12 protein-coding genes are annotated in these 21,714 nt (G+C 70.1%); 8 read left to right on the plus strand and 4 right to left on the minus strand.

All coding sequences use genetic code 11. The annotated features are described in order from the left end of the window. Window positions 1-15: 15 nt before the first annotated feature. The 3 genes from AC5JJ2_RS16225 to AC5JJ2_RS16235 all read left to right on the plus strand — a co-directional run bounded on the left by AC5JJ2_RS16225 (window position 16) and on the right by AC5JJ2_RS16235 (window position 3,063). A complete protein-coding gene (locus AC5JJ2_RS16225; RefSeq protein WP_495859056.1) occupies window positions 16-1,569 on the plus strand; it encodes an FAD-dependent oxidoreductase in 1,554 nt (517 codons plus the stop codon). 30 nt (window positions 1,570-1,599) lie between these two features. Further along, window positions 1,600-2,001 carry a nuclear transport factor 2 family protein gene (locus tag AC5JJ2_RS16230; protein ID WP_495859057.1) on the plus strand — a complete coding sequence of 134 codons (402 nt, stop codon included), beginning with the start codon at window positions 1,600-1,602 and terminating at the stop codon, window positions 1,999-2,001. A gap of 114 nt (window positions 2,002-2,115) precedes the next feature. Beyond that, window positions 2,116-3,063, plus strand: a complete 948-nt coding sequence (locus tag AC5JJ2_RS16235) for a TIGR01777 family oxidoreductase (protein WP_495859058.1) — start codon at window positions 2,116-2,118, stop codon at window positions 3,061-3,063. On the opposite strand, the gene AC5JJ2_RS16240 is transcribed toward AC5JJ2_RS16235, so the two are convergent. From AC5JJ2_RS16240 to AC5JJ2_RS16250, 3 genes are all read right to left on the minus strand, one after another. Then, window positions 2,994-3,932, minus strand: coding sequence for a carbohydrate deacetylase (locus tag AC5JJ2_RS16240; protein WP_495859059.1), 939 nt, complete (start codon window positions 3,930-3,932; stop codon window positions 2,994-2,996). The genes AC5JJ2_RS16235 and AC5JJ2_RS16240 overlap by 70 nt on opposite strands. After that, entirely contained in the window at window positions 3,932-4,708 is a 777-nt protein-coding gene (locus tag AC5JJ2_RS16245; protein ID WP_495859060.1) for a glycosyltransferase, read from the minus strand. The genes AC5JJ2_RS16240 and AC5JJ2_RS16245 overlap by 1 nt, the downstream gene beginning before the upstream one ends. Before the next feature lie 156 nt (window positions 4,709-4,864). Then, complete coding sequence (locus AC5JJ2_RS16250; protein ID WP_495859061.1) at window positions 4,865-16,198, minus strand: proprotein convertase P-domain-containing protein; 11,334 nt, start codon at window positions 16,196-16,198, stop codon at window positions 4,865-4,867. A gap of 332 nt (window positions 16,199-16,530) precedes the next feature. Between AC5JJ2_RS16250 and AC5JJ2_RS16255 the strand changes: the two genes are divergently transcribed. After that, a complete protein-coding gene (locus AC5JJ2_RS16255) occupies window positions 16,531-17,673 on the plus strand; it encodes a glycosyltransferase (RefSeq protein WP_495859062.1) in 1,143 nt (380 codons plus the stop codon). 246 nt (window positions 17,674-17,919) lie between these two features. Further along, window positions 17,920-19,017: a prenyltransferase/squalene oxidase repeat-containing protein gene (locus AC5JJ2_RS16260; protein ID WP_495859063.1), complete on the plus strand. Its 1,098-nt coding sequence runs from the start codon at window positions 17,920-17,922 to the stop codon at window positions 19,015-19,017. Between the two features lie 114 nt (window positions 19,018-19,131). On the opposite strand, the gene AC5JJ2_RS16265 is transcribed toward AC5JJ2_RS16260, so the two are convergent. Further along, window positions 19,132-19,266 carry a hypothetical protein gene (locus tag AC5JJ2_RS16265; RefSeq protein WP_495859064.1) on the minus strand — a complete coding sequence of 45 codons (135 nt, stop codon included), beginning with the start codon at window positions 19,264-19,266 and terminating at the stop codon, window positions 19,132-19,134. Between the two features lie 558 nt (window positions 19,267-19,824). Between AC5JJ2_RS16265 and AC5JJ2_RS16270 the strand changes: the two genes are divergently transcribed. The 3 genes from AC5JJ2_RS16270 to AC5JJ2_RS16280 are packed head-to-tail and all read left to right on the plus strand — an operon-like array spanning window position 19,825 to window position 21,584. Continuing rightward, window positions 19,825-20,340, plus strand: a complete 516-nt coding sequence (locus AC5JJ2_RS16270; protein WP_495859065.1) for an RNA polymerase sigma factor — start codon at window positions 19,825-19,827, stop codon at window positions 20,338-20,340. Beyond that, window positions 20,321-21,031, plus strand: a complete 711-nt coding sequence (locus tag AC5JJ2_RS16275; protein WP_495859066.1) for an anti-sigma factor family protein — start codon at window positions 20,321-20,323, stop codon at window positions 21,029-21,031. Before AC5JJ2_RS16270 ends, AC5JJ2_RS16275 begins: the two co-directional genes overlap by 20 nt. Window positions 21,032-21,056: 25 nt before the next feature. Beyond that, entirely contained in the window at window positions 21,057-21,584 is a 528-nt protein-coding gene (locus tag AC5JJ2_RS16280) for a YfiT family bacillithiol transferase (protein ID WP_495859067.1), read from the plus strand. Window positions 21,585-21,714 lie beyond the last annotated feature (130 nt).

The raw sequence follows: 21,714 nt of genomic DNA on the forward strand, positions 1-21,714 counted from the left end.
CCCCCGAGGTTCACCATGACCAGCACCGACCCGATTTGGACGGCCGACGTTCGCACGGCCGCGTACGAGAAGCCGACGGCCGACCTGACGTGCGACGTGTGCGTCGTCGGGGCGGGCATCGCCGGGCTGACGACCGCGTACCAACTCGCGCAGTCCGGGCAGTCCGTGATCGTGCTCGACGCGAAGCCGCGGCTGGCGAACGGGGAAACGGCCGCAACCACGGCCCACCTCGCGAGCGCCATCGACGACCGGTTCGCGCGGGTCAAGAGCGTCCGCGGGGCGGACGCCGTCGGGCTGGCCTACCGCAGCCACCGGGCGGCCATCGACTTCATCGAGGGGGTGACGCGGACGGAGGGGATCGAGTGCGACTTCCGGCGGGTGGACGGGTTCCTGTTCCCGCACGACGCCGAGGGGCGGGAACTGCTCGCCGAGGAGCAGAAGGTCTGCGACGAGGCGGCGATCCCGTGCGAGCGGGTGAGCACGATGTCGTTCCTCCAGTTCCGGTTCGGCCCCGCCCTGCGGTTCCCGGACCAGGGGCAGTTCCACCCGCTGAAGTACCTGAGCGGCCTGGCGAAGGCGTCGCAAGCCCGCGGCGTGCGGTTCTTCGCGAACGCCCGCGTGGAGAAGGTGACCGGCGGCAGCCCGGCCGTCGTGCAGGTGCAGAACGGGCCGACGGTCCGGGCGAAGGCCGTCGTCGTCGCGACGAACACGCCGCTCAACGGCGGGGTGTTCGTGAACATGCGGATCGCGGCCTACGCGACCTACGCCATCGCCGCCCGCATCCCGGCGCGGCCGGACGCCCCGGCCCTGCTGTGGGACACGGCCGACCCGTACCACTACGTCCGCACGCAGCCGATCGACGCGCAGAGTTCCTGGCTCATCGTCGGCGGCGAGGACCACAAGACCGGGCAGGCCGAGGACCAGCTCGACCGGTGGGAGCGGCTCGAAAGTTGGGCGCGGAACCGGTTCCCGGCCGTCGAGGAAGTCAAATACCGATGGGACGGCGAGGTGTTCGAGACGCCGGACGGCCTCGGGCTGATCGGCCCCGAACCCGGTTCGGAGAACGTGTTCATCGTGACCGGCGACTCCGGCATGGGGATGACGCACGGGACGATCGCCGGGCTGATGCTGCCGGACCTGATCGCCGGCCGGCCGCACCCGTGGGCGGGGCTGTACGCGCCGAACCGCCTGCCGCTCCGCGCGATGGGCACGATGATGACGGAGTCGTTGAACATGGCCGGGCAGATGCGGGACTGGATGACCGGCAGCGACGTGTCCGAGCCGGGCGAGATCCCGCGGAACGGCGGGGCCGTCGTCCGCCGCGGGCTGACGAAGCACGCCGTCCACTGCCGGGCGGACGGGACGCTCTGCGAGCTGTCGGCCGTCTGCCCGCACATGGGCGGGATCGTCCGGTGGAACGCGGCCGACGAGACGTGGGACTGCCCGCTGCACGGCTCGCGGTTTACCGCCGAGGGCAAGCTGCTGCACGGCCCGGCGACCGACGACCTCGCCCCGGCCGGCGCGGAACTGGCGGCGGCGACGGTCGATGACCAGGCCGTGCCGACGTGAGGGGACCCTGAATTTTCGGTGAGGACTGACATGGCGACCAAGAACGGCGAGCGGTTCATGAAGGCGTTACAGGACGCGGAAAAGGCGAACGACCCGGCCGGGCTAGCGGCCCTGTTCGCCGACGGGGCGGAGCTGAGCAAGCTCGGCGCGCGGGCCGCGTCCACCGACCCGACGCAGTTCTGGACGGACTACCTGGCCGCGTTCGACACGATCCGGTCGCGGTTCGACCTGGCCGTCGAGGCCGACGGCCGCGGCGTGCTCGAGTGGGAGTCCGAGGGCCGGCTCGCGGGCGGGAAGCCGATCGCGTACCGTGGCGTGAGCGTGCTCGAGTGGGACGGCGACCGCGTCCGGCGGTTCCGCACGTACTACGACACGGCCCCGTTCCTCGCCGCGACCGCGGCGGAGAAAGACGCCCCGGCGAATGGGGCTTGACCCGTCGGCGTTGAGACTAAAACCTCTGGTTCGACGAATCGTTGAAGTAGCTGTTATCACGAGTCATATCGTTGCGGTGAACATCGGGAGATCACGCCCCCGAAGGCCGCACACATGAAGATCGTCATCCCCGGCGGCAGCGGGCAGGTCGGCCGGCTGCTCGCGCGGGCGCTCACGGCGGACGGCCATAACGTGGTCGTCCTCGGCCGCACGGCCGCCCCCGCCCCGTGGAAGGTCGTCACGTGGGACGGCGTGTCGGTCGGCCCGTGGGTCGCCGAGGTGGACGGCGCGGACGCGGTCGTTAACCTGGCCGGGCGGTCGGTGAACTGCCGCTACCACGCCCGAAACCGCCGAGAAATACTCGACTCCCGCGTACTTTCCACGCGGGCCGTGGGCGAGGCGATCCGCGCCGCCCGCCGCCCGCCGCGGGTTTGGTTACAGGCCAGCACCGCCACGATCTACGCCCACCGGTACGACGCCCCGAACGACGAGGCTACCGGCGTCCTCGGCGGCGACGAGCCGGGCGCGCCGGACACGTGGCGGTTCAGCATCGACGTGGCGAAGGCGTGGGAGAAGACCGCGGCCGACGCGGAAACGCCGCAAACGCGAAGAGTCTTGCTCCGCTCGGCCCTGACGCTCAGCCCGGACCGAGGGGGCATCTTCGACGTTCTACTCGGCATGGTGCGGCGCGGCCTCGGCGGCACGAACGGCGACGGGCGGCAGTACGTGTCGTGGATTCACGAACGCGATTTCGTTCGGGCCGTTCGCTGGTTGATCGACCGCGACCTCGCCGGCCCGGTCAATCTCGCGTCGCCGAACCCGGTGCCGAACGCCGAGTTCCTGCGGACGCTCCGCCGGGCGTGGGGCACGCGCGTCGGCCTGCCCGCGACGCGGTGGATGCTCGAAGTCGGGGCGTTCGTCTTGCGAACCGAGACGGAGTTGTTGTTGAAGAGTCGCCGCGTCGTGCCGGGCCGGTTGCTCGCGGACGGGTTTCAATTCGAGTTCCCGACGTGGGACACCGCCGCGAAAGAACTCGTCTCGCGGTGGCGAACACGGAACTGACCCGCACTTTTCTGAACCCGAACTATCTCCTCCGCCGTCACCAACTTGAACCCGGCCGCGTCCGCGGCTTCCACGAACGCGGGATCACTCAACCGTTCCATTTCCGCAGGCCGGCGGTGGAGCTGCCCGTCCGTCATCGTCCCGTCGCGGCCGTCGAGCGTCGCGTCCAGGTAACCGGGGTGGCACGTCAGTTCGACGCATCGGCCGGCCGCCGCCCGCAGCCAGCGGGGGAAGAAGTCCGCGGCGTGAACGCACGCCGGGTTCGTCACGCCGATCAGATAATCGTTGCCGGGGAACGGCGACGCGGCCCGGCCGACGCGCGACAGCCACGCCCGCTTGAGCCGCGCGCCGGGCACGCGGAGTAAGGTCCGCCGGGACTCGACGACGCGGCGAACGAACGGGCGGGTCGGCTGCGCCGCCAGCACGCGGGCGAGCGCGGCGCGGACCGGGCCGAAGGCGTGGACGTGGTGGTGGCCGTTCACGTTCGCCGGCGGCGCGCCGACGAGTTCCAGGAACCGGTCGTACTGCGCCGCCAGCTCCGTCTCGATCTCGTTCGCGTCCAGCCGGCCGAGGAAGAGTTTCTTCAGGAACGACCCCAGTGTAAGGAACCGCCCGTCGGCATCGACTAAGGAGGGGACGCGGCGGGCGGGGGACACCGGGGCGTCGAGCGTCAGGCAGGGATGCCAGCCGAGTTCGACCGGCCGGCCGCGGTCCCGCCACGTCGTCACGGATTCTTCCGCGAACGGCGACGTGACGAGCAGCACGGTCGAGGTGACGACGCCCCGCGCGGCGAGGTCGAGGATGCCGCGGGAAGTTTCGGGGCCGACGCCGAAGTCGTCGGCCGTGACGAGCAGGTAGCGGCTTCCCATCAGGCGGCCTTCCAGACGGGGGCCGGCAGCCGCTCGGCCGGGACGAACGCGGCCACACTCTTCCGCTTCCACCGGCGGCGGATCGCCCACAGCTCGCGGAGCATCCGCAGCCCGGTCCGCGGGCCGGTCGTGCTGCCGCCGTCGTACCGCACGCGGACCGGCACTTCCACCACCGGGATGCTCGCGGCGGAGCACGCGGTCAGCAGCTCGCAGTCGAACCCGAACCCGTCGCAGGACAAGAGCGGCAGGACGTGGCGGGCCACGTCCGCGGTCATGCCCTTCAGCCCGGCCTGCGTGTCGGTCTGGTCGATCGGCAGCAGCCGCCGGGCGACGCGGCCGAACAGGGCGCTCTGCACGTTCCGCCGGTAGGCGTAGCCGAGGAGGTTCGCGGGCAACTGGACCTGGCTGTCCGGGTGCGTCCGGGACGCGACGGCGACCTGCGCCCCCGCCAGCAGCTCGTCCGCGAGCCGGGCGATGTCGTCGAACCCGTAGGCGAGGTCGATGTCCGTGAACAGCCGCACGTCGCCGCGGGCGGCGAGGAGGCCGGTGCGGACGGCGTGCCCCTTGCCCCGGTTGTCCGGGTACGAGACGACGCGGAACCGCGCGTCCCGGCCCTGGAGTCGGTCCAGCCGCTCGGCCGTGCCGTCGGTGCAGCCGTCGAGGACGATGACGACCTCCCACCGGTCCGGCCGGCCGCGGACGAAGTCCCGCAGCGCGTGCCATGCGTCGGCGACGGCGGGTCCGGGGTTGTACGCCGGGAGCACCAGACTGATCACGGGCGGCAATCCTTGCCGGGGGCGGAATGGCGGGAAGCGTACACCGTCCGCGGGAAGATGGAAAGCCGAGTTTGCCGCCGGAACGAAAACGCCCCGGCCGGTCGGCCAGGGCGTCGGGTACTCGGTACCGAGTACCGGGTACTCAGTACCGGCTCACTACCCGACGAAGATACCGCCGGTGAAGCCGGGGAACGTGTCGAACTCGAAGCCGACCGGCCGCGGCCCCGGCCCGATGAGCGTCGCCCCGTAGTACGCCGTCACCCGGCTGCCGGCCCCGGCCCCGTCGCCGGTGATGAGGTCGGCCTGCTTGTCGCCGTCCAGGTCCTTGACCGTGATCCGGACGCCGCCCCGGTTGTCCGCGTTGCCGGCGAAGAAGTTGAACAGCACGTCCTGGCGGTTCTGCAAGAGGCCGGCCCCCGAGAACGCCTGGACCCGCGGCCCGCCGCCCGGCCCGCCGCCGACGATCATCTCCGCCTTGCCGTCGCCGTCCACGTCGCCGGCGGCGATGAACACGCCGTTGCGGAGCGTCGGCTCGAACGCGAAGAAGTCGTTGAACAGCTTGACGAACTTGCCGGCCGCCAGCTGCTTGCCGTCGAACCCGGCCACCCGCGGGCCGCCGCGGAACCCGGCCGCGACGAGCAGGTCGCCGAACCCGTCGCCGTTGATGTCGCCGACGGCCGCCCGCGCCCCGCCGCGGAAGTTCGGGTCGTCGATCCCGAAGAAGCTGGCCACCTTCGCGTTGGTCGCCCCGTCGTACACGTCCACCCGCGGGCCGCCCCCCTGGTCCGGGGTGACGATCAGTTCCGGGATGCCGTCGCCGGTGATGTCCCCCCCGGTCACGTACACGCCGCCGGTGAAGCTCGCCTCGAACGGGGCGAACGAGAGCGCCCGCTTCTCGGTGAACCCGTCGATGACGACGACCTCGGACGCCATGCCGGGGCTGCTGCCGACGATCACCTCGGCCCGGCCGTCGCCGGTGAAGTCGGCCGTGGCCACCCGGCCGCCGCCGTTCACCTTGTCCGACTGGAACGGGAAGCTGTCGAAGATGAAGTTCCCCTTCGAGTCGAAGTACCGGACCGGCTGGCTGCTGCGGGACTCCGTCCCGACGGCGAACTGCTGGTTGCCGAGCAGCGTCGCGTCCTTGTCGAAGTTCGGCTGCACGGTCGTGGCCGCCGACCCGGTGACGGCCGGGTTCGCCACGTCCGCCGCGGTGACGGACGAGACGACGCCCGGCGTCCCGAACCGGGCGGTGAACGTCCGCACCCCGGCGTCGGCCGGCGTGAACGCCGTGTCCGGCGGCAGCACGGCCCGCGGGTCGGAGCTGGTGAACCGGGCGAACCCGCCGTACCCGCTCGCCAGGTTGCCGAAGGCGTCGCGGGCGGTCAGCGTGAACGTCGCCGGGTCGCCGGCCAGCACGGCCGCCGGCAGGCCGGTCACGTCGAACCGGGAGATCGCCGCGGCGAACACCTGGATGTTCGACTGCCCCGCCCCGATCGTGTTGTTCGCCGTGTCGTTGACGGCGAAGCTCTGCGTCCCGGCCGTCTTCAGCGACACGGTGAACAGCTTCTGCCCCTTGTCCGCGGCCGTGAACGTGTAGTCGGCCGGCAGCCCGGCCTGCGGGTCGGAGCTGGTGAACCGCAGCGTCCCGGTGTACCCGGTCGCCGGGTTCCCGAAGGCGTCCTTCACGGTCGCCAGCAGCTGCTGGTTGTTCCCGGCCACCACGCTCAGCGGCAGGCTGGACAGCGTCAGGCTGACGCCGCTCGCCGCCACGACCGCGATCCCGGCCTGCGTCGAGGCGAACGCCGGGACGGACAGGTCCACGACGCTGATGCTCTGCGACCCGGCCGTCTTGAGGACGCCGGTGAACGTCTTCGCCCCGCCGTCGGCCGGGGTGAACGTGTAGTCGGCCGGCAGCCCGGCCAGCTTGTCGCTGCTCGACAGCCGGACCGTGCCGCCGTAGGACGGGGCGGCGTTGCCGAACTGGTCGCGGGCGGTGACGACGAACGTCTGCGGCACGCCGGCCGTCGTCGGGTTGGGGAACCCGCCGACCGTGATGCCGACCGCCACCCCCGGCAGGACGACGATACCGTTCTGCGCCCCGAGGATCGCGGGGTTCGCCACGTCCGTGCCGCCGATGCTCTGCACGCCGGCCGTCCGGAGCGTGTCGGTGAACACCCGCACGCCCTTGTCCGCGGCCGTGAACGTGTAGTCCGCCGGGAGCGTGGCCTGCGGGTCGGTACTGGTGAACCGCACCTTCCCGACGTACCCGGTCGCCACGTTGTTGAACGGGTCGAGGGCCGTCAGGGTGAACGTCGCGGCCGCCCCGGCGTTCACCGGGGACGGGTGGCCCTTCAGCTCGTAGCTCGCCGCCGCCGCGGGGGTCACGACGATCCCGGCCTGCGCCCCGGCGATGCTCGGGGTGACCGTGTCCGTCGCGCCGATGGCCTGCGTGCCGGCCGTCCGGAGCGTGGCGGTGAACGTCTTCGTCCCGGCGTCGGCCCCGGCGAACGTGTAGTTCGCCGGGAGCGTGGCCTGGGCGTCGGTGCTGGCGAACGTCACCGTGCCGGTGTACCCGGTGGCGACGTTGCCGAACTGGTCGCGGGCGGTGACCACGACCGGCCCGGCCACGCCGGCCGTCGTCGGGCTGGGGAACCCGGTGACGGTGAACGTCCGGGCGGCGTCCGGCAGCACGACGATGCCGCCCTGCGTGCCGGTGATCGTCGAGGTCGTTTCCGTCGCCGTGATGCTCTGCGTGCCGGCCGTCTTGAGCGCGGCCGCGAACGCCTTGCTGCCGTTGTCCGCCACGGTGAACGTGTACTCGGCCGGCAGCCCGGCCTGGATGTCCGTGCTGGTGAACCGGACGGTGCCGAGGTAGCCGACGGCGACCGAGCTGTCCGGCGCGATGGCCGTCACGGTGAACCCGTTGCTCGTGCCGGCGATCACCGGGGACGGGTGGCCGGTGACGGCGAAGGTCGCCACGGCCGCCGGCGTCACGAGCGTCGTCGCCGTCGCCTTCGTCAGCACGTTGGCCGTGTCGAGGACGGTGACCGTTTGGAGGCCGGGGATGCGGAGCTGGACCTGGAACGTCTTCGACCCGGCGTCGCCGGCCGCGAACATGTAGTCCGCCGGCAGGGCGGCGTTCGGGTCGGAGCTGGTGAACGTGACCGTCCCGGTGAAGCCGGGGGACAGGTTCCCGAACGCGTCCTGGGACTGGACGGTGAACGGCTTGAAGTCGCCGGCGTTGAACGGGTTCGGCAGGCCGAGGATGGCCAGCTTCGCCGGGGCGGCCGGGGTAACGACGATCCCGCCCTGCGTCCCGTTCAGGTTGACGTTCACGCTGTCCGCGGCCGAGATCGACTGCGTGCCGGCCGTCAGCAGTTGGGCCGTCAGCGTGACCGTCCCCTTGTCGGCGGCCGTGAACGTGAACTGGCCGGGCAGGATCGCCTGCGGGTCGGACGACGTGATGTTCACCTTGCCCGTGTAGTCCGCGGCGAGGTTGTCGAACGGGTCCTTCGCCGTGACGGTGAACGTGTTACTCGTCCCGGCGACGACCGGCGTCGGGTGGCCGGCGACGAACAACTGGCTCGCCGGGGCGCTGAGCACCACGGTCCCGTCCTGGCCGGGGTTGACGAGGCCCGGCACGTCGGCCGTCGCCGTGATCGTCTGGAGGCCGGCCGTCGTGAACGTGACGGTGAACGCCTTCGTGCCGAGGTCCGCCGGGGTGAAGTTGTACCCCGGCGGGATCATCGTCTTGGCCCCGTTGTCGCTGGACGTGAACGTGACCGGGCCGGCGAACCCGGCGACGTTGAACCCGTTCTGGTCCACGACGCTGACCGTGAACGTGGCCGACTGGCCGGCCACGACGGACGCCGGCAGCCCGTCCACGACCAGGCTGTTCGCCAGGCCGTTGAGGAACACGAACCGGTTGAACGCGTCGTCGGCCTCGCCGTTCAGCTTGTTCTGGTTCTGGTTCATCAGGTTCCCGGCGAAGTCCGAGATGTCCGGCCCGACGGTGAACGAGTAGAACCCCGGCGTGCTCTGGCCGGCGAACGTGACGACGAACTCGGTGGCCGACGCGGCCGTCACGCCGGTGATCGCGACCGGGTTGCCGGCCGTGTCGAGCAGGGTGAAGTCGTTCTTGCCGACCGTCACCGGGTCCACGGCCTGGTCGAACACGACGCGGAGGCTACTGGACGGGCCGCCGACCGGGTTCGGGTTCGCCAGCCGGGTGACGACCGGGCCGGACTCGAACTGGACGTTGAACTGCTGGTCGATGGTCGTGTTCAGCCGGATGACGAACTGGCCGCGGCCGTAGGTCGAGACGAGCAGCAGGTTCAGCCCGCCGAGGCCCTGGTTCGGCAGCCCGGTGGCCGGGTCGATGTTCCCCAGCGACAGGTCGAGGTCGGTGACCTCGACGTTCGGCAGGTAGCCGCCGTCCTCGGCCGCCCCGTCCTCGGCGACGTTCGGGAAGTACGACCACGTCTGGCCCCGGTCCCGCGACCGGTAGACGCCGGCGTTGCCGCCGACGTACAGGACCGGGTGCGTCGGCCCGGACGGGTTGGCCGGGTTGTCCGGGATCGCGTACCGCCAGTCCACGGCCAGCGACGTGAGGCTGCCGAGCGTGTCGGTCACTTCGGCCGTGTCGCCGAAGATCTTCTTCTGGAGGCTGAACAGGTTGCCGGTGATGTTCTGCCACGGGCTGCCGGCCAGCGAGTTCGGGTTGTAGAACACGCCCTGGCTGGTGACGGCGAACGCATCCCGGCTGCCCCGCCGCGGGTTGGCCTCGATGTCCTGGACCTGGCCGTTGCCGGCGATCCCGTTCGAGATGTTCAGCCACGGCGCGCCGCCGGTGTTCGTGACGAACACGTTGCCGTTGTTCGTGCCGGCGTACAGGAAGTTGTTCAACTGGCCGGGGTTGGCCGGGTCCGGGGCACCGAACGCCAACGCCTTCGCGATGCTGCCGTCGAGTTGGTTCGGCTCCGCGGCCACGAACCAGTTCGCCCCGACGGACGGGTCGGCGAGGGTCACGGACCGGTACAACCGCCCCTCGGCGGAACTGAGGATCGCCCCGTTCTTGTCGATCGGGTTGATGGCCGGGTAGCCGACGAGCTGGGTGATGAGCGGCCACTGGCCCTTGTCCGCGCCCGGATCGTCGATCCCCTGGCGGAGCAGGCCGGTCGTCCGGCCGACGCCGAACGCGTTGTCCGAGGCCGGGAAGTCCACCCGGAAGAAGTCGGTGCCGAACTGCGGGCCGCAGCACGGCCACTGGTAGGCATAGGCCGTCCCGGACCCGGTCTGGTCGGTCGCCACGCCGGACGTGTCGCCGGCCGGCCCGACCCACAGGATGTTCCCGGTCCGGAGCACGTCCCCGCGGGACCGCGGGGACCCGTTGTCCTGCGTGCCGGCGTAGAACATGGCGAAGGCGATGTCCGCGGCGAGCGTGCTCGGCTGGGCCGCCCCGCTGTACTGCTGGTTGACCTGGAGGTTCCCGGTCCGGTTGGCGGACGGCATCTGGGTGAACCCGACGCTGCCGACGATCGTGCCGTCGCCCCGGTCCACGCCGGTCCCGATCGACTGGTCGCCGATGTAGATGAGCCGGGCCTTCCGGGTCACCGGGTCGATGTACGACACGATCTGGTGGATGTCGGCCGTGCCGGCGAGCGGGCCGAAGAACTTCATCCACTTCACGTCCGCCCCGTCGTTGACGAAGTTCTGCGTGTTATCGACGAGGAGGGTGGACCCGGTGACGAACGGCGCGGCCGGGTCGCGGGACAGGTTGAAGAAGTTCTGGCCGACGGCCTTCGTGTTGTCCCGCGGCACCGCCCCGCCGGTCGTGGTCAGCTTCTGGATGTTGACGCCCGCGTTCGGGTCGCTGTTGTCGAAGTACACCAGCGCCTGGGCGTCCGAGACGGTGTGGACGTCGATCCGGATGCTGCCGGTCTGGGCCGGGCCTTGCGTGCCGAGGCCGGCGAGGTACACGACGTACGGGTTGTTCGGGTCCACCGTCATCGCGATGTCGTAGTTCCCCTGCCCGCCGCCGGACGCCGGGAACAGGGTGAAGTAATCGACCTGCGGCCGGGACTCGTCGTTCGTCCCGTTCCCGACCTTCGTGGTCGTGCCGACCAGGAAGTTCGGGACGTTTACCTTCGTCCAGTTCCGGCCGAAGTCCTTGGTCAGGTAGAACCCGTCCGTCTGCCCGCTCGGGGTGGCCACGAACGCGTACAGCCACCCCTGGTAGAACGAGTTTTCAAGGTCCGTGTTCTCCAGGAACGGGGCGGCCAGGACGATCCGCCCCTTGGCCCCGTTCGGCGTGCCGGTCGGGGCGTTGACCGTCACCTCCACGTCCTTGCCGGTGTTCGGGTCGATCGACCGGATGTTCGGGTTCCCGATGCCGCCGGCCATGAGGCTCATGCTCGCCGCGGCCGGGGCTTGGGTGGCGATGTACACGCCGTCCCCGCGGAACGCCCCGTAAAGGATTTGCAGGTTCTGGCTCGGCCCGTTCAGCGGGGCGCTGCCGGCGGCCAGGATCACGTCGGTCGCCTGTCCGCCGCGGATGAGCGTCCACGACCGGCCGGTGTTGATGCTCCGGTAGATGCCGCCGTTGCCGCCGCTGACGGCCATGTACACGATCACCTCGCCGGTCGGCGTCGGCTTCGGGTCCACGACGATCTTGAACCCGCTCGTGCCGACGAACCGGCGGTCCCGGCCGGCGTCGGCGATCGGCAGGATGTTCCCGCCGGCGTCCGCGTTGTTCGTGCTGTCCAGCACCTTCCACGTCCGCCCGCCGTCCATCGACCGGAGCACGCCGACGCCGGACGAGCCGGCGTGCCCCTCGCCGGTCAGCGCGAACACGATCGTCTGGCTCGGGTCGTTGTTCCGCGGGAACACGGCGATGCTGCCGATGTTCAACGACGTGGTCGGGCCGTAGTCGGTCAGCGGAATCCAGACCGGGCCGACGGCGTCGAGCGTCAGGAAGTTCGTCGTCTTCCAGACGCCGCCGCTCGCCCCGGCCACGTACACCGTGTTGCCGGACGGGTCGGACGGGTCCACGGTCACGGCGCTCAGCCGCCCGTCGTTCCCGCCGGGGCCGTTGATCGTCGCCGGGCCGACCGGCGTGTACTGCGTCTGCGTCGCGTTGTTCGTCGGGTCCTGGGTGAACAGCCGGAACCCGGCCTGGAACCGGTCGGCGACCGGCTCCCCGACCCCGCTGCCGGTGACGGCGAACGGCAGGCTCAACGAGAACGAGTTGATCGTCCCGGTGACCGCCCCGTTGTTCGTCACCTCCAGCCGCCACTGCCCTTGCGCGTCCCGGTTGACCAGCGTGCCGAGCGGCAGCTGCGGGACGTACGTGCCGAGGTCGAACGGGGCCGCCCCGAGCTGGATGTTCGTCGTCCCGTTGTCCTGGAAGATCGTGTTGTTGAAGTTCGACCGCGGCGGCTGGCCGACCGTCCCGACGTTCGTGAACAGCCGGATCCGCGTCCCGTCCGGGGCGATCAGGTCGGCCTGGAGGTCCGGCACGTTCGCGTGCGAGATGTTCAGCTGGACCTGGATCCGCAGGTTCGAGATGGCCGGGTTCTGGAAGATCTGGAAGCTGTCCGGGACGTTCAGCACCATCGTCGCGGCCTGGTTCGCCCCGATGGCCACGGCCCCCGGCGCGTTCCCGTAGGTCGCCTGCTGGACGGTGCTCGTCAGCGAGTTCGTGCCGAGCGTCACGTCGATCCCGGCGTTCTTGTTGTTGTCCAGCTCGAACCCGGTCGCCGACGTGACGGCGGACGAGAACTCGAAGCTGTACGGCCCGTCCACGATCTGGGCCGGGAACCCGATCCGGAACACGCGGGTGACGCCGCCGACCGGGTTGACCGGGGTGACGGTGAACGGCCCGGGGATGCCCCCGTACGGCCCGGTCAGCCGGATCACGTCCGCCGGGGTGAACGAGGCGGCGAGCATGTCCCGGTCGAACGTCACGTCGATCTCGGACGCGCCGCTGTTGAGGAACAGCGTGTCCCGCGGCGCGTGCGGGCCGGAGAACCCGGCCACGCCGACGCCCGGGCGGCTCGCGCCGAGGACGTACGGGCCGGGGATGCTCAGCGGCACGCGGTCGATGACCGCGCCGTTGAGCTTCGTCAGGTTGAACACGTCGGCCGCCTCGCCGGCGAACCCGTTCGCGTTCTGGTCCACCCCGACCCGGCTCTGGGCCGGCAGGTCGGCGGCCGGCTGGAACGCCAGCGACCAGTCGAGCAGCCGGCCCGAGTCCTGGTCGAACAGGTCCACGATCTCGAGCGTCCAGGTGCCGGCCGTGTCCAGCCCGTTGAGCAGGGACAGCGGCTGCTCCGGCCGGAAGCTGCCGATGTACGGGGCCGTCGCCATCGGGTCCCCGATGGCCAACATGGCCGAGTCGTCGAACACCGTCCCCTGGAAGTTGTCGCCGTCCCCGCCCCGGTTGGCGAACAGCAGCACCCGCTGGCCGTTCGGCGCGATCAGCGTGATCTGCAGGTCGCCGACGAACGTGTGCTCCATGTTAATGGTGACGTTCACGTCCGTGATCGTGGACCCGTTCTCCAGCCCCGGCAGGACGATGCTCGACGTGGCCGTCCCGGTCGTCCCGAGCGGCGGGACGTTGATCGGCGTGTCGGTCGAGGTGTAGATGCCCGTCCGGCCGACCGGCGTCCGCTGGATGTAGTCGTTGATCGCCGTGCCGATCCGGTAGACGTAAGTGCCGACCTTCCGGCCGTCCACCGCCGGGTTCTGGAGCGGGACGAAGAACGTGGTGTCGTTCCCGCCGAACGAGATCGGGTTGAGGACCGGGATGATCGACGAGACGCCGTTCGGGTCGGTGAACGTCAGGACGATGTCGTCGGCCCCGAACGTGGCCCGGTCCACCGGCCGGTCGAACACGACGTTGAACGACGCGAGCGTCGGCGTGCCGTCCGGCCCGCGGTTGGTGAGCACCGTCCCCATGCTGCTCATGTTGGCCGGGTTGTTGTCCACGACCCGGACGCCGACGCCGGTGACGGCCGCGGCCCGGAGCAGGTGCGCCCCCTTGGTCGTCTTCGTCTCGGCCGCGTTCTGGTTGCCGACCCAGTACGCGGTCAGTTGGCCGTTCAGGTAGAACAGGGACGGCCGGGACCCGAACCCCTGCGGGTTGGTCGCGATCGCCATGTTGTTCGGGACCGGCTCGACGGTGAAGTTCGCCCCGGTGATGGCGTCCGTCCCGACCTTCGGGGCGTTGAAGAACGGCTGCTGGGACACGTCCTGCGGCCGGTTCGCGTCGATGTTCACGTACTGCATCGTCTGGGAGCTGAACGTCTGCCCGCCGTCGATGCTGGTGGTGATGTAGTTCGCCACCCGCGTCCGGTTCGCGTCGAACCGGGCGTCGTACCACGTGACGGCGAGCGTCCCCGTCTCCGGGTCCACGGCCGCCGTCGGGGCGAACTGGGCGCGGTTCCCTTCCGTGAACTGGTCGCCGAGCGAGTCGTCGCTGACCTTCACGTCCGAGAACACGCCCGTCGAGTTCGGGGCGAACCGGAGCAGCCGGATGTCGTAGTTCTGCACCTCGGACGACTTCGTCAGGCTGGTGTACGCGACGTACAGGCTGCCGTTCGGCAGCCCGGCCACGGGCGTCCCGTCCAGTTGCTGCGCGACCTTGCTGGTGTCCACGGCCAGGGCGAACCCGCCGACGCCCATGCCGGGGGCCGCCGGGTCGGCCGTCGGGTACACGTCGGCGAACCCCCGCGGGGCGGCGTTTATCGTGACCGAGTTGTTCGTGCCGAACCCGTCCGGCATGCCGAGCGTGAAGACGAGGTCGAACTTGGAGACGAACTGCGGGTCCGTCCCGGTCCCACGGGCGTCCAGGAATTCCAACGTCCAGACGCCTTCCAGTTCGTTGACCGTCTTGCCGTCGAACAGGTCTCGCAGCTCGTCCGGGTTGCCGCCGTCCTCGAGCCGGAAGGACCCGATGTACGGGGCGTCGTTGTTCCCGTCGTTGATCGGCCGGGCGGCCTCGTCGTCGAACACCGTGAACCCGTTGACGCCGTTCAGGAAGCCGAGGTTGGCCCCGCCGGCGGCCCCCGGCGTCAGGCCGTTGCCGTAGTTGTTCCGGACCGCCCCGTCCACCGTCTTGACCCGGTTCTCCATCAGGGTGACGGCCGTGCCGAGGTTGTTCGTGAGCCGGATGCGGAGTTGGTCGCGGCTCGGGTGGGTGATGAGGACGCGGACGTTCAGGTCGGTAATGAAGTCGCCCGCGTTCGTGTTCGCGTCGTCGAAATCGACCGTGAAGGTCTTGGTCGTCAGGGCGGACACGTCGGCCGTCGCCGAGTTGTTGATCGGCAGGGTGGTTTCGATGATCCCCGGCGTCGCCGGGTTGTCGAAGTCCGGGGAGATGACGTCCACGAACAGCGGCAGGCCGTTCGGGCCGATCGGGGTCGGCACCGACCGGTCGAGCCACATCTTCGACGGGTTGACCTTGAGGGCGTTCTCCGGGCCGGGGTCCACCTGCGTCCAGACAATGTTGATCGGGGCGAGCGGGGCGACCCCGCCGACCTCGACTTGCGGCCCGCCGAACGCGATCTGCGGGCCGGCCGCCTTGAGCCCGTTGTCCGACGTGGCGGCCACGCCGTACCCTTCCGACGCCCGGATCGGGCCGGAGTACGTCGCCCCCTGGTCGGTGGACGCGGCCACGAACACGACGTTCGGGTTGAAGTCGTCCCCGTTCTCCTGGGTGTCGGTCGCGTTCGTGTTGAACGCGATGTACACGGCCTTCGACGCCGACGCGTCGGACCGGGTGAGGCCGCTGACCGGGTCGGTCCAGGTGATGTTGTTGTTGACCGCCACGAACGGGTTGAACGCGGCGTCGTCGTTCGCCCCCCACCGGTAGACGACCACGTCCTGCGCCCCCAGGATGGCGGCCGGCGTCGTCCCGGTGGCGAAACTGTACGTGTCCGAAACGATGACGCCGGCCCCGACGCCGGCCCCGGTCACGGCCGCGCCGCTCGCCCGCTGGACGTGGGCGACGTACACCAGGCCGTTGCGGTCGATGGCCACGGACGGCGTCACCGCGTCCAGCCGCGTCCCCTCGTTCGGCCCGTTCTTTTCCTCGACGGTGAAGTCCCGGAGCCGGCTGGCGAACCCGTTGGTCGTGTTCGCCGTGTCGTAGAACTCGGTCCACGTCTGCCCGCCGTTGACCGACGCGATGCCGACCATCCCGTTGCCGCTGATCCCGAACGCGACCTGCCGGAGCGGATCCACCGGGCTGACGGCGACCTGGACGGAGTGGAACAATTCCGGGGCCGGGTTGGTCGCGGTCGTGTTCGTGAACGTGACCTGGCTCGGCGTTTGCGTGATGAACGGCTGCGGGAGTACGGCCGGCGCGATCCGGTCCTCGCACGCCTGAAGGCGGAGCGGAACGGTTTTCTTGAAGGGCGTTCGCTTGAGCGGACGACGAACCCGGTGAGCCCAACTGCGGAACAGCGTGGAGAGTTCTTTGGAGGGCATAATCGAGGCTACCCGAGAAGGTACAGGATTAGTTCGGGGTCACATTTCCGGGCGGAATGACGAACACCCGCCCCGGAGGGACGGAGTGACTCGAAACATTCGACGGTCCGGTCCGGGCGGAAGTTTGGCGCTTTGTCGCTAATTTCCTAAGTATCTCAGATTAGCTGGCTCAAGTAAAACTGGACAAGCAGAAAAGGGCCGCGAATGCCGGTGGGCTTTCCGCCGTTTACCGGCTATACCCGATGCGTGCCTTCGCGCGATTGTTTCGGATAGACAGGTCGCGACCGAAATCGGATGTTGAAGGCTGACCGCTCCTCCGGGTTGGGCCGCCGATGACCGTGACCGCTTGCCTCGTCACCCGGAACCACGCCGCGTCGGTCGGCCGGGCCGTCGCCTCCGTTCAAGGTTTAGCGGACCGTGTCCTGGTTTCCGACACCGGCTCGACCGATTCCACCGTCGCCGACGCGCAAGCCGCCGGGGCGGAGGTGCTGGCCGCGGCGTGGGCCGACGACTTCGCGGCCGTCTGCAACCAAGCGCTCGACGCCGCGACCGGCGACTGGATTCTCTGGCTGAACCCGGACGAGGAGTTCACCCCGGCGGACGCGCCGCTGCTAACGGCGGGGCTGGCAGACGAATCGGCGTTTGCCTTCACTCTTCGAGTGCGGCAGCAGCTCCGCCCGGACGACCCGGACCGCGGCACGACCGGCCGGGAGCCGCGGCTGTTCCGCCGCGACCCGGCCGTGCGGTACGTCGGCCGGCTACACCCGGACTTCGTTACGCCGTTGGAACAGATCGCGGCTTCACGCGGGCAGCAGGTGAAGGCGCTGGAGGCGACGGTCGTTCGGCACGCCTACCTCTCGACGCCGACGCCGGACAAGCTGCGGTGGGTGGTCCGGTTGCTCGAAGCCGAGTTGAAGGACCGCCCGGACCGCCTGGAGTGCAAGATCGAGCTGGGCCGCAATTTGCTCTGGCTGAACGACGCCCGCGGGCACGCGCTGCTGGCCGAGGCGGCGGCGACCGTCGCCGCCCTGCCGCGGGCGAAGGCGGCCCCGCACCCGATGGTCGGGATGCTGTTGGAATACGTCCTCGCGGCCGACCCGGGCCGGGTGCGGACGGCCCTGAGCGTCCCACAGGCCCACACGCTGACCGGCCTCTGGTTCAGCCGCACGCCGCCCGTGCTGTGGGCGGCGGCGCAGGAACGGTACCGGGCCGGCGACTTCCCGGCCGCGGCGAAGTACCTGGAGACGCTGTTGGACCTCGGCCGCAGCGGGTGGTACGAGTCGATGAGCTTCGACCCGGACATCATCGGCCCGGCGGCGGCGGCGAACCTCGGGGCGTGTTACCTCCAGATGAACAACCTCGTGCTAGCGCGGGCCTGTTTCGAGCACGTGACGGCACACCCGACGTTCGGGGCCGCGGCGCGGAAGCACCTCGCGGAGATCAACGCGCATCTGAAGGTGGTGGCCGAGTCGTAGGGCGGGTCAAGGCTTTGCGCCGACCCGCCGTCGCGCCCAACCAGTGCGTCGTTTCTCCCGCGTGGTTGCGGTCCCCCCGGCGGGTCGGCGCAAAGCCTTGACCCGCCCTACAAGAATTAGCGGTCCCCCGGCGGGTCGGCGCAAAGCCTTGACCCGCCCTACAAGATTCCGCGCCGAATTTTCCCGCTCCATTTTCCCGCCCCCGTGCTTTACACTAAATCATTCCCCCCGGCCCCGAGGCGACCGATGCGACACGCGCTCCCCCTGCTGCTGGTGCTGGCCGTCGCGGGCGTCGGCGTCGCCGCCCCGCCGCGGGAGCCGATGGACGAGGCCATCGACCGCGGCCTCATCTTCCTCCGCAACCAGCAAGGCAAGGACGGCAGCTGGCCCGGCCTCGCGCTCGGCCTCATGGGGTTCGGCGGCGGCGGCGACCCGGCCGTGTCCGCCCTGGCCGTCATGGCGTTCATGTCCGCCGGCCACGTCCCCGGCGAGGGGAAGCACGGCGAGGCCATCGAGCGGGGCATCCGGTTCGTCATGGCCCAGCAGCAGCGGAACGGGCTGTTCGCCGGGAACGCGGCCGGCGGGACGGAGATGTACTGCCACGGCATCTGCACGCTCATGCTCGCCGAGGCGGCGGGCATGACCGAGGGGAAGCTGGCCGAGGAACTCCGCCAGCGGCTGGAGGCCGCCGTGACGTGCGTGCTGGCCGGGCAGCGGAAGGGGAACCACGCGGACAACGGCGGGTGGCGGTACCGGCTCACCGGGTTCGACGCCGACCTGAGCGTCACCGGCTGGCAGCTCATGGCCCTCCGGGGTGCCCGCAACCTCGGGTGCGACGTGCCGGCCGACCGGATCAAGGCGGCCGTCGATTACGTCAAGCGGTGTCACGACCCGATCTCCGGCGGGTTCCGGTACACCACGCAGGCCCAGCTGACCGTCCCCTGCACCGGGACCGGCATCCTGGCGATGGAACTGTGCGGCAAGGAATACCACCGCGCCCCGGAGGTGCTGAAGGCGGGGGCGTACATCCTGCGGACGAACCTGAACCCGGCCCAGGCGCACTTCTTCTACGGCATCTACTACACGTCGCAGGGGATGTTCCAGCTCGGCGGCAACGAGTGGAAGGCGTACCGGCCGCGGCTGCACAACCTGCTGCTCCGGCAGAACCCGCCGCGGGCCGACGGGTCGTGGCAGGCCGGCGGGCAGGCCGCCTACGACGACCAGCGGTTCGGCCCGAGCTACTGCACGTCCATGGCGATCCTGGCGCTGACCGTCGAGTACCGCTACCTGCCGATCTACCAGCGGTTCGAGGAGCCGATCGAGAAGGACGCGAACGACCCGTGAGAAAATAGTAGTAGGCACACTCCGTGTGCCGTCTGCTGTCGGCCGCAGCGACCCGGAGAAACTCGCCGGCAGCATGAACGAGACGGCACACGGAGTGTGCCTACTACTATTTGGTCACTTTCCGTCCGCCTTGCCGCTGGCGCGGGGCACGTCGTAGTCCTTATTCTTTTCCTTGTCCGTGCGGGTGGTGCAGCCGCCGAGCGCGGCCACCATCATCCCGACCGCGATCGCGGCGAGAATTCGTCGCATCGTAACCCCCCGGAAATGCAACATGCCGACCGTCGCCGGTCGGCATGTCAAAGGTCGTCCGCGGTCGCGGGCCTTACTTGCCGCTGCCGCCGGCCGGCTTCACCGGGGCCGGGCTGCTGCTGCTGCTGCAGCCGACGGCGGCGCTGAGGGCGAAGACGCAGAGGGCGATCGCGAGGATCTTCTTCATGGAACCGTTCTCCAGACTAGGGTGCGAATCCGAACACACACGGAGGCCGTCGATCATCTCACTCCCCCGATAGGAGCGAATCGGCGGTCAACCACGAACGGCGGGAGCCGTGTCCCCCGGCCGGCCGCGACGGCCACAACCGTGGCCGCCCGCGGGGTTTCCGAGCTTGTGAAAGTTTACACAAGCCCGACAAGACCGGCAACGGGGTGACCCGTCGTGATCTTCTCCGCACAGAAGACGCGCACCCGCCCGGTTTATTCCCTGAAAAATTCTTTTCCCGTAAGTACGAACTCCGTAACGTCTACCGACACGCGAAAGGGCGGGAATAAATCCGCCGCGGGCGGGTCGTAGTTTCAGTGAGGGGTCGCGGAATGGGGTCCGCCGTCGACGTGCGCGAGCTGATCGACGCTCATTACGAGGCACTGTACCGATACGCCTACCGGCTCAGCGGCACGGCCGCGGACGCCGAGGACCTCGTGCAGGAGACGTTCCGCAAGGCGATCCCGCGGCTGCCGCAGCTGCGGGAGGCGGACCGGGCGAAGGGGTGGCTGTTCCGCATCCTGCGGAACGCCTACCTGCACGCCGTCCGGGACGAGCGGCGGAACTGTTACGTGCCGTTCGACGCGGTCGGCGACGTGGCGGCGGAAGACTCGCCGGCCGCCCCGGAGATCGACCCGGCGGCCGTGCAGGCGGCGCTGAACGAACTGGACGAATCGTTCCGGACGCCGTTGATCTTGTTCTATTTTGAAGAATTCAGTTACCGTGACATCGCCGAGCAGATGGACCTGCCGATAGGAACCGTGATGTCCCGCCTCGCGCGGGCCAAGACGTACCTCCGGTCGAAACTCTCGCCGGCGAAAGAGACGAATGGACTGCCCGCACGCTAACCTCCTGATGCTCTTCCACCGGCCGGACGGCGCGTCCGAGTTGTCGGCCGAGGACGCGGCCGCGCTGCGGGGCCACCTCGCGGCCTGCCCGGCGTGCGCGGCGAAGCTGGCCCAGCGGACGGCCCAGGACAAGCTCGTGGCCGCCGCGATGCGGAACGTGCCCGTGCCGTCGGGCCTCGCGGACCGGCTGAAGCAGAACGCGGCCGGGCAACTCCGGTCGGCGTGGCGGCGGGCGGCCGTGAAGTACGCCCTCGCCGCGTGCCTGCTCGTGACCGCCTACGCCGGGTACGGCCTGCTGACGCGGCCGACGCTCGACGTGGCCCGCCTCGCGGACGCACAGGACACCCTCTGGCAAGCCCCGGATCGCACGGCCGGCGACTGGCTGGCCGCGAACGACCTGACCCGCGCCGTGCCGGAAGACTTCGCGCTGCAACTCGTCACGTTCACCGGCCGCCGCGACCTGCAGGGCGTTTCGGTCCCCGCGATGCGACTGGACACGAACGGCAACACGGCCTGGGTCTACTTCCTGCGGCCCGGCGACTTCAACCTGCGGGACGCCGCGACCGGCCAGTACACCAGCAACGTCGGCGTCCGCGTCTACCGCGACCTGCCGGACGGCTGGGCGGCCGTCGTCGTGTACACCGGCAACAACTTCAACGCCTTTCTCCGCGGCCCGAACCCGTTCGCCTGACCGCTGACCCCTTCGGAACCCCCCGATGACCCCGCCCGACAACCCGGCCGGCGCGTACGTCGCCAACCCCGCGCCGACGCCCGCCGAACGCGCCGCCGCGATCGAAACCATCGCGAGGCTGCCGACGGACCTTCGCGCCGCGCTCGCGGGGCTGACCGAAACCGAGATCAACACGACCGTGTACAAGCAGTGGACGATCCGGCAGATCGTCCACCACCTCGGCGACAGCCACGGCAACGGCCTCATCCGGTTCAAGATGGCGCTGACGGCCGACGAGCCGCGGATCTTCGGCTACGACCCCGGCCAGTTCGTGGCGCTGGCGGACGCGAGCGAGCTGCCGGCGGCCGTGACGCTGACGCTTCTGGACGCGCTGCACGCCCGGTGGAGTCACGTGCTGCGGTCGCTGTCGGACGAGCAGTTCGCCCGCGGGTACTTCCACCCGGAACCGAACCGCGTGGTGTCGCTGAACGAGGCCGTCGGCCTGTACGCGTGGCACGGCCGCCACCACACGGGGCAAATCCTGTGGCTGCGGGAGCACCGGCTCAAAAAGTGACTTTGGCCGCGATTTGGTTTTCACCCCGAAGGGGTGGCACATGTCAGCCCAGGGCAACGCCCTGGGTCACGCGCCACCCGACGCAACAAGCCCTGAAAGGGCGGAACACTCTTCCGCCCTTTCAGGGCTT

It is taken from the genome of Limnoglobus sp. (genome assembly GCF_059499385.1).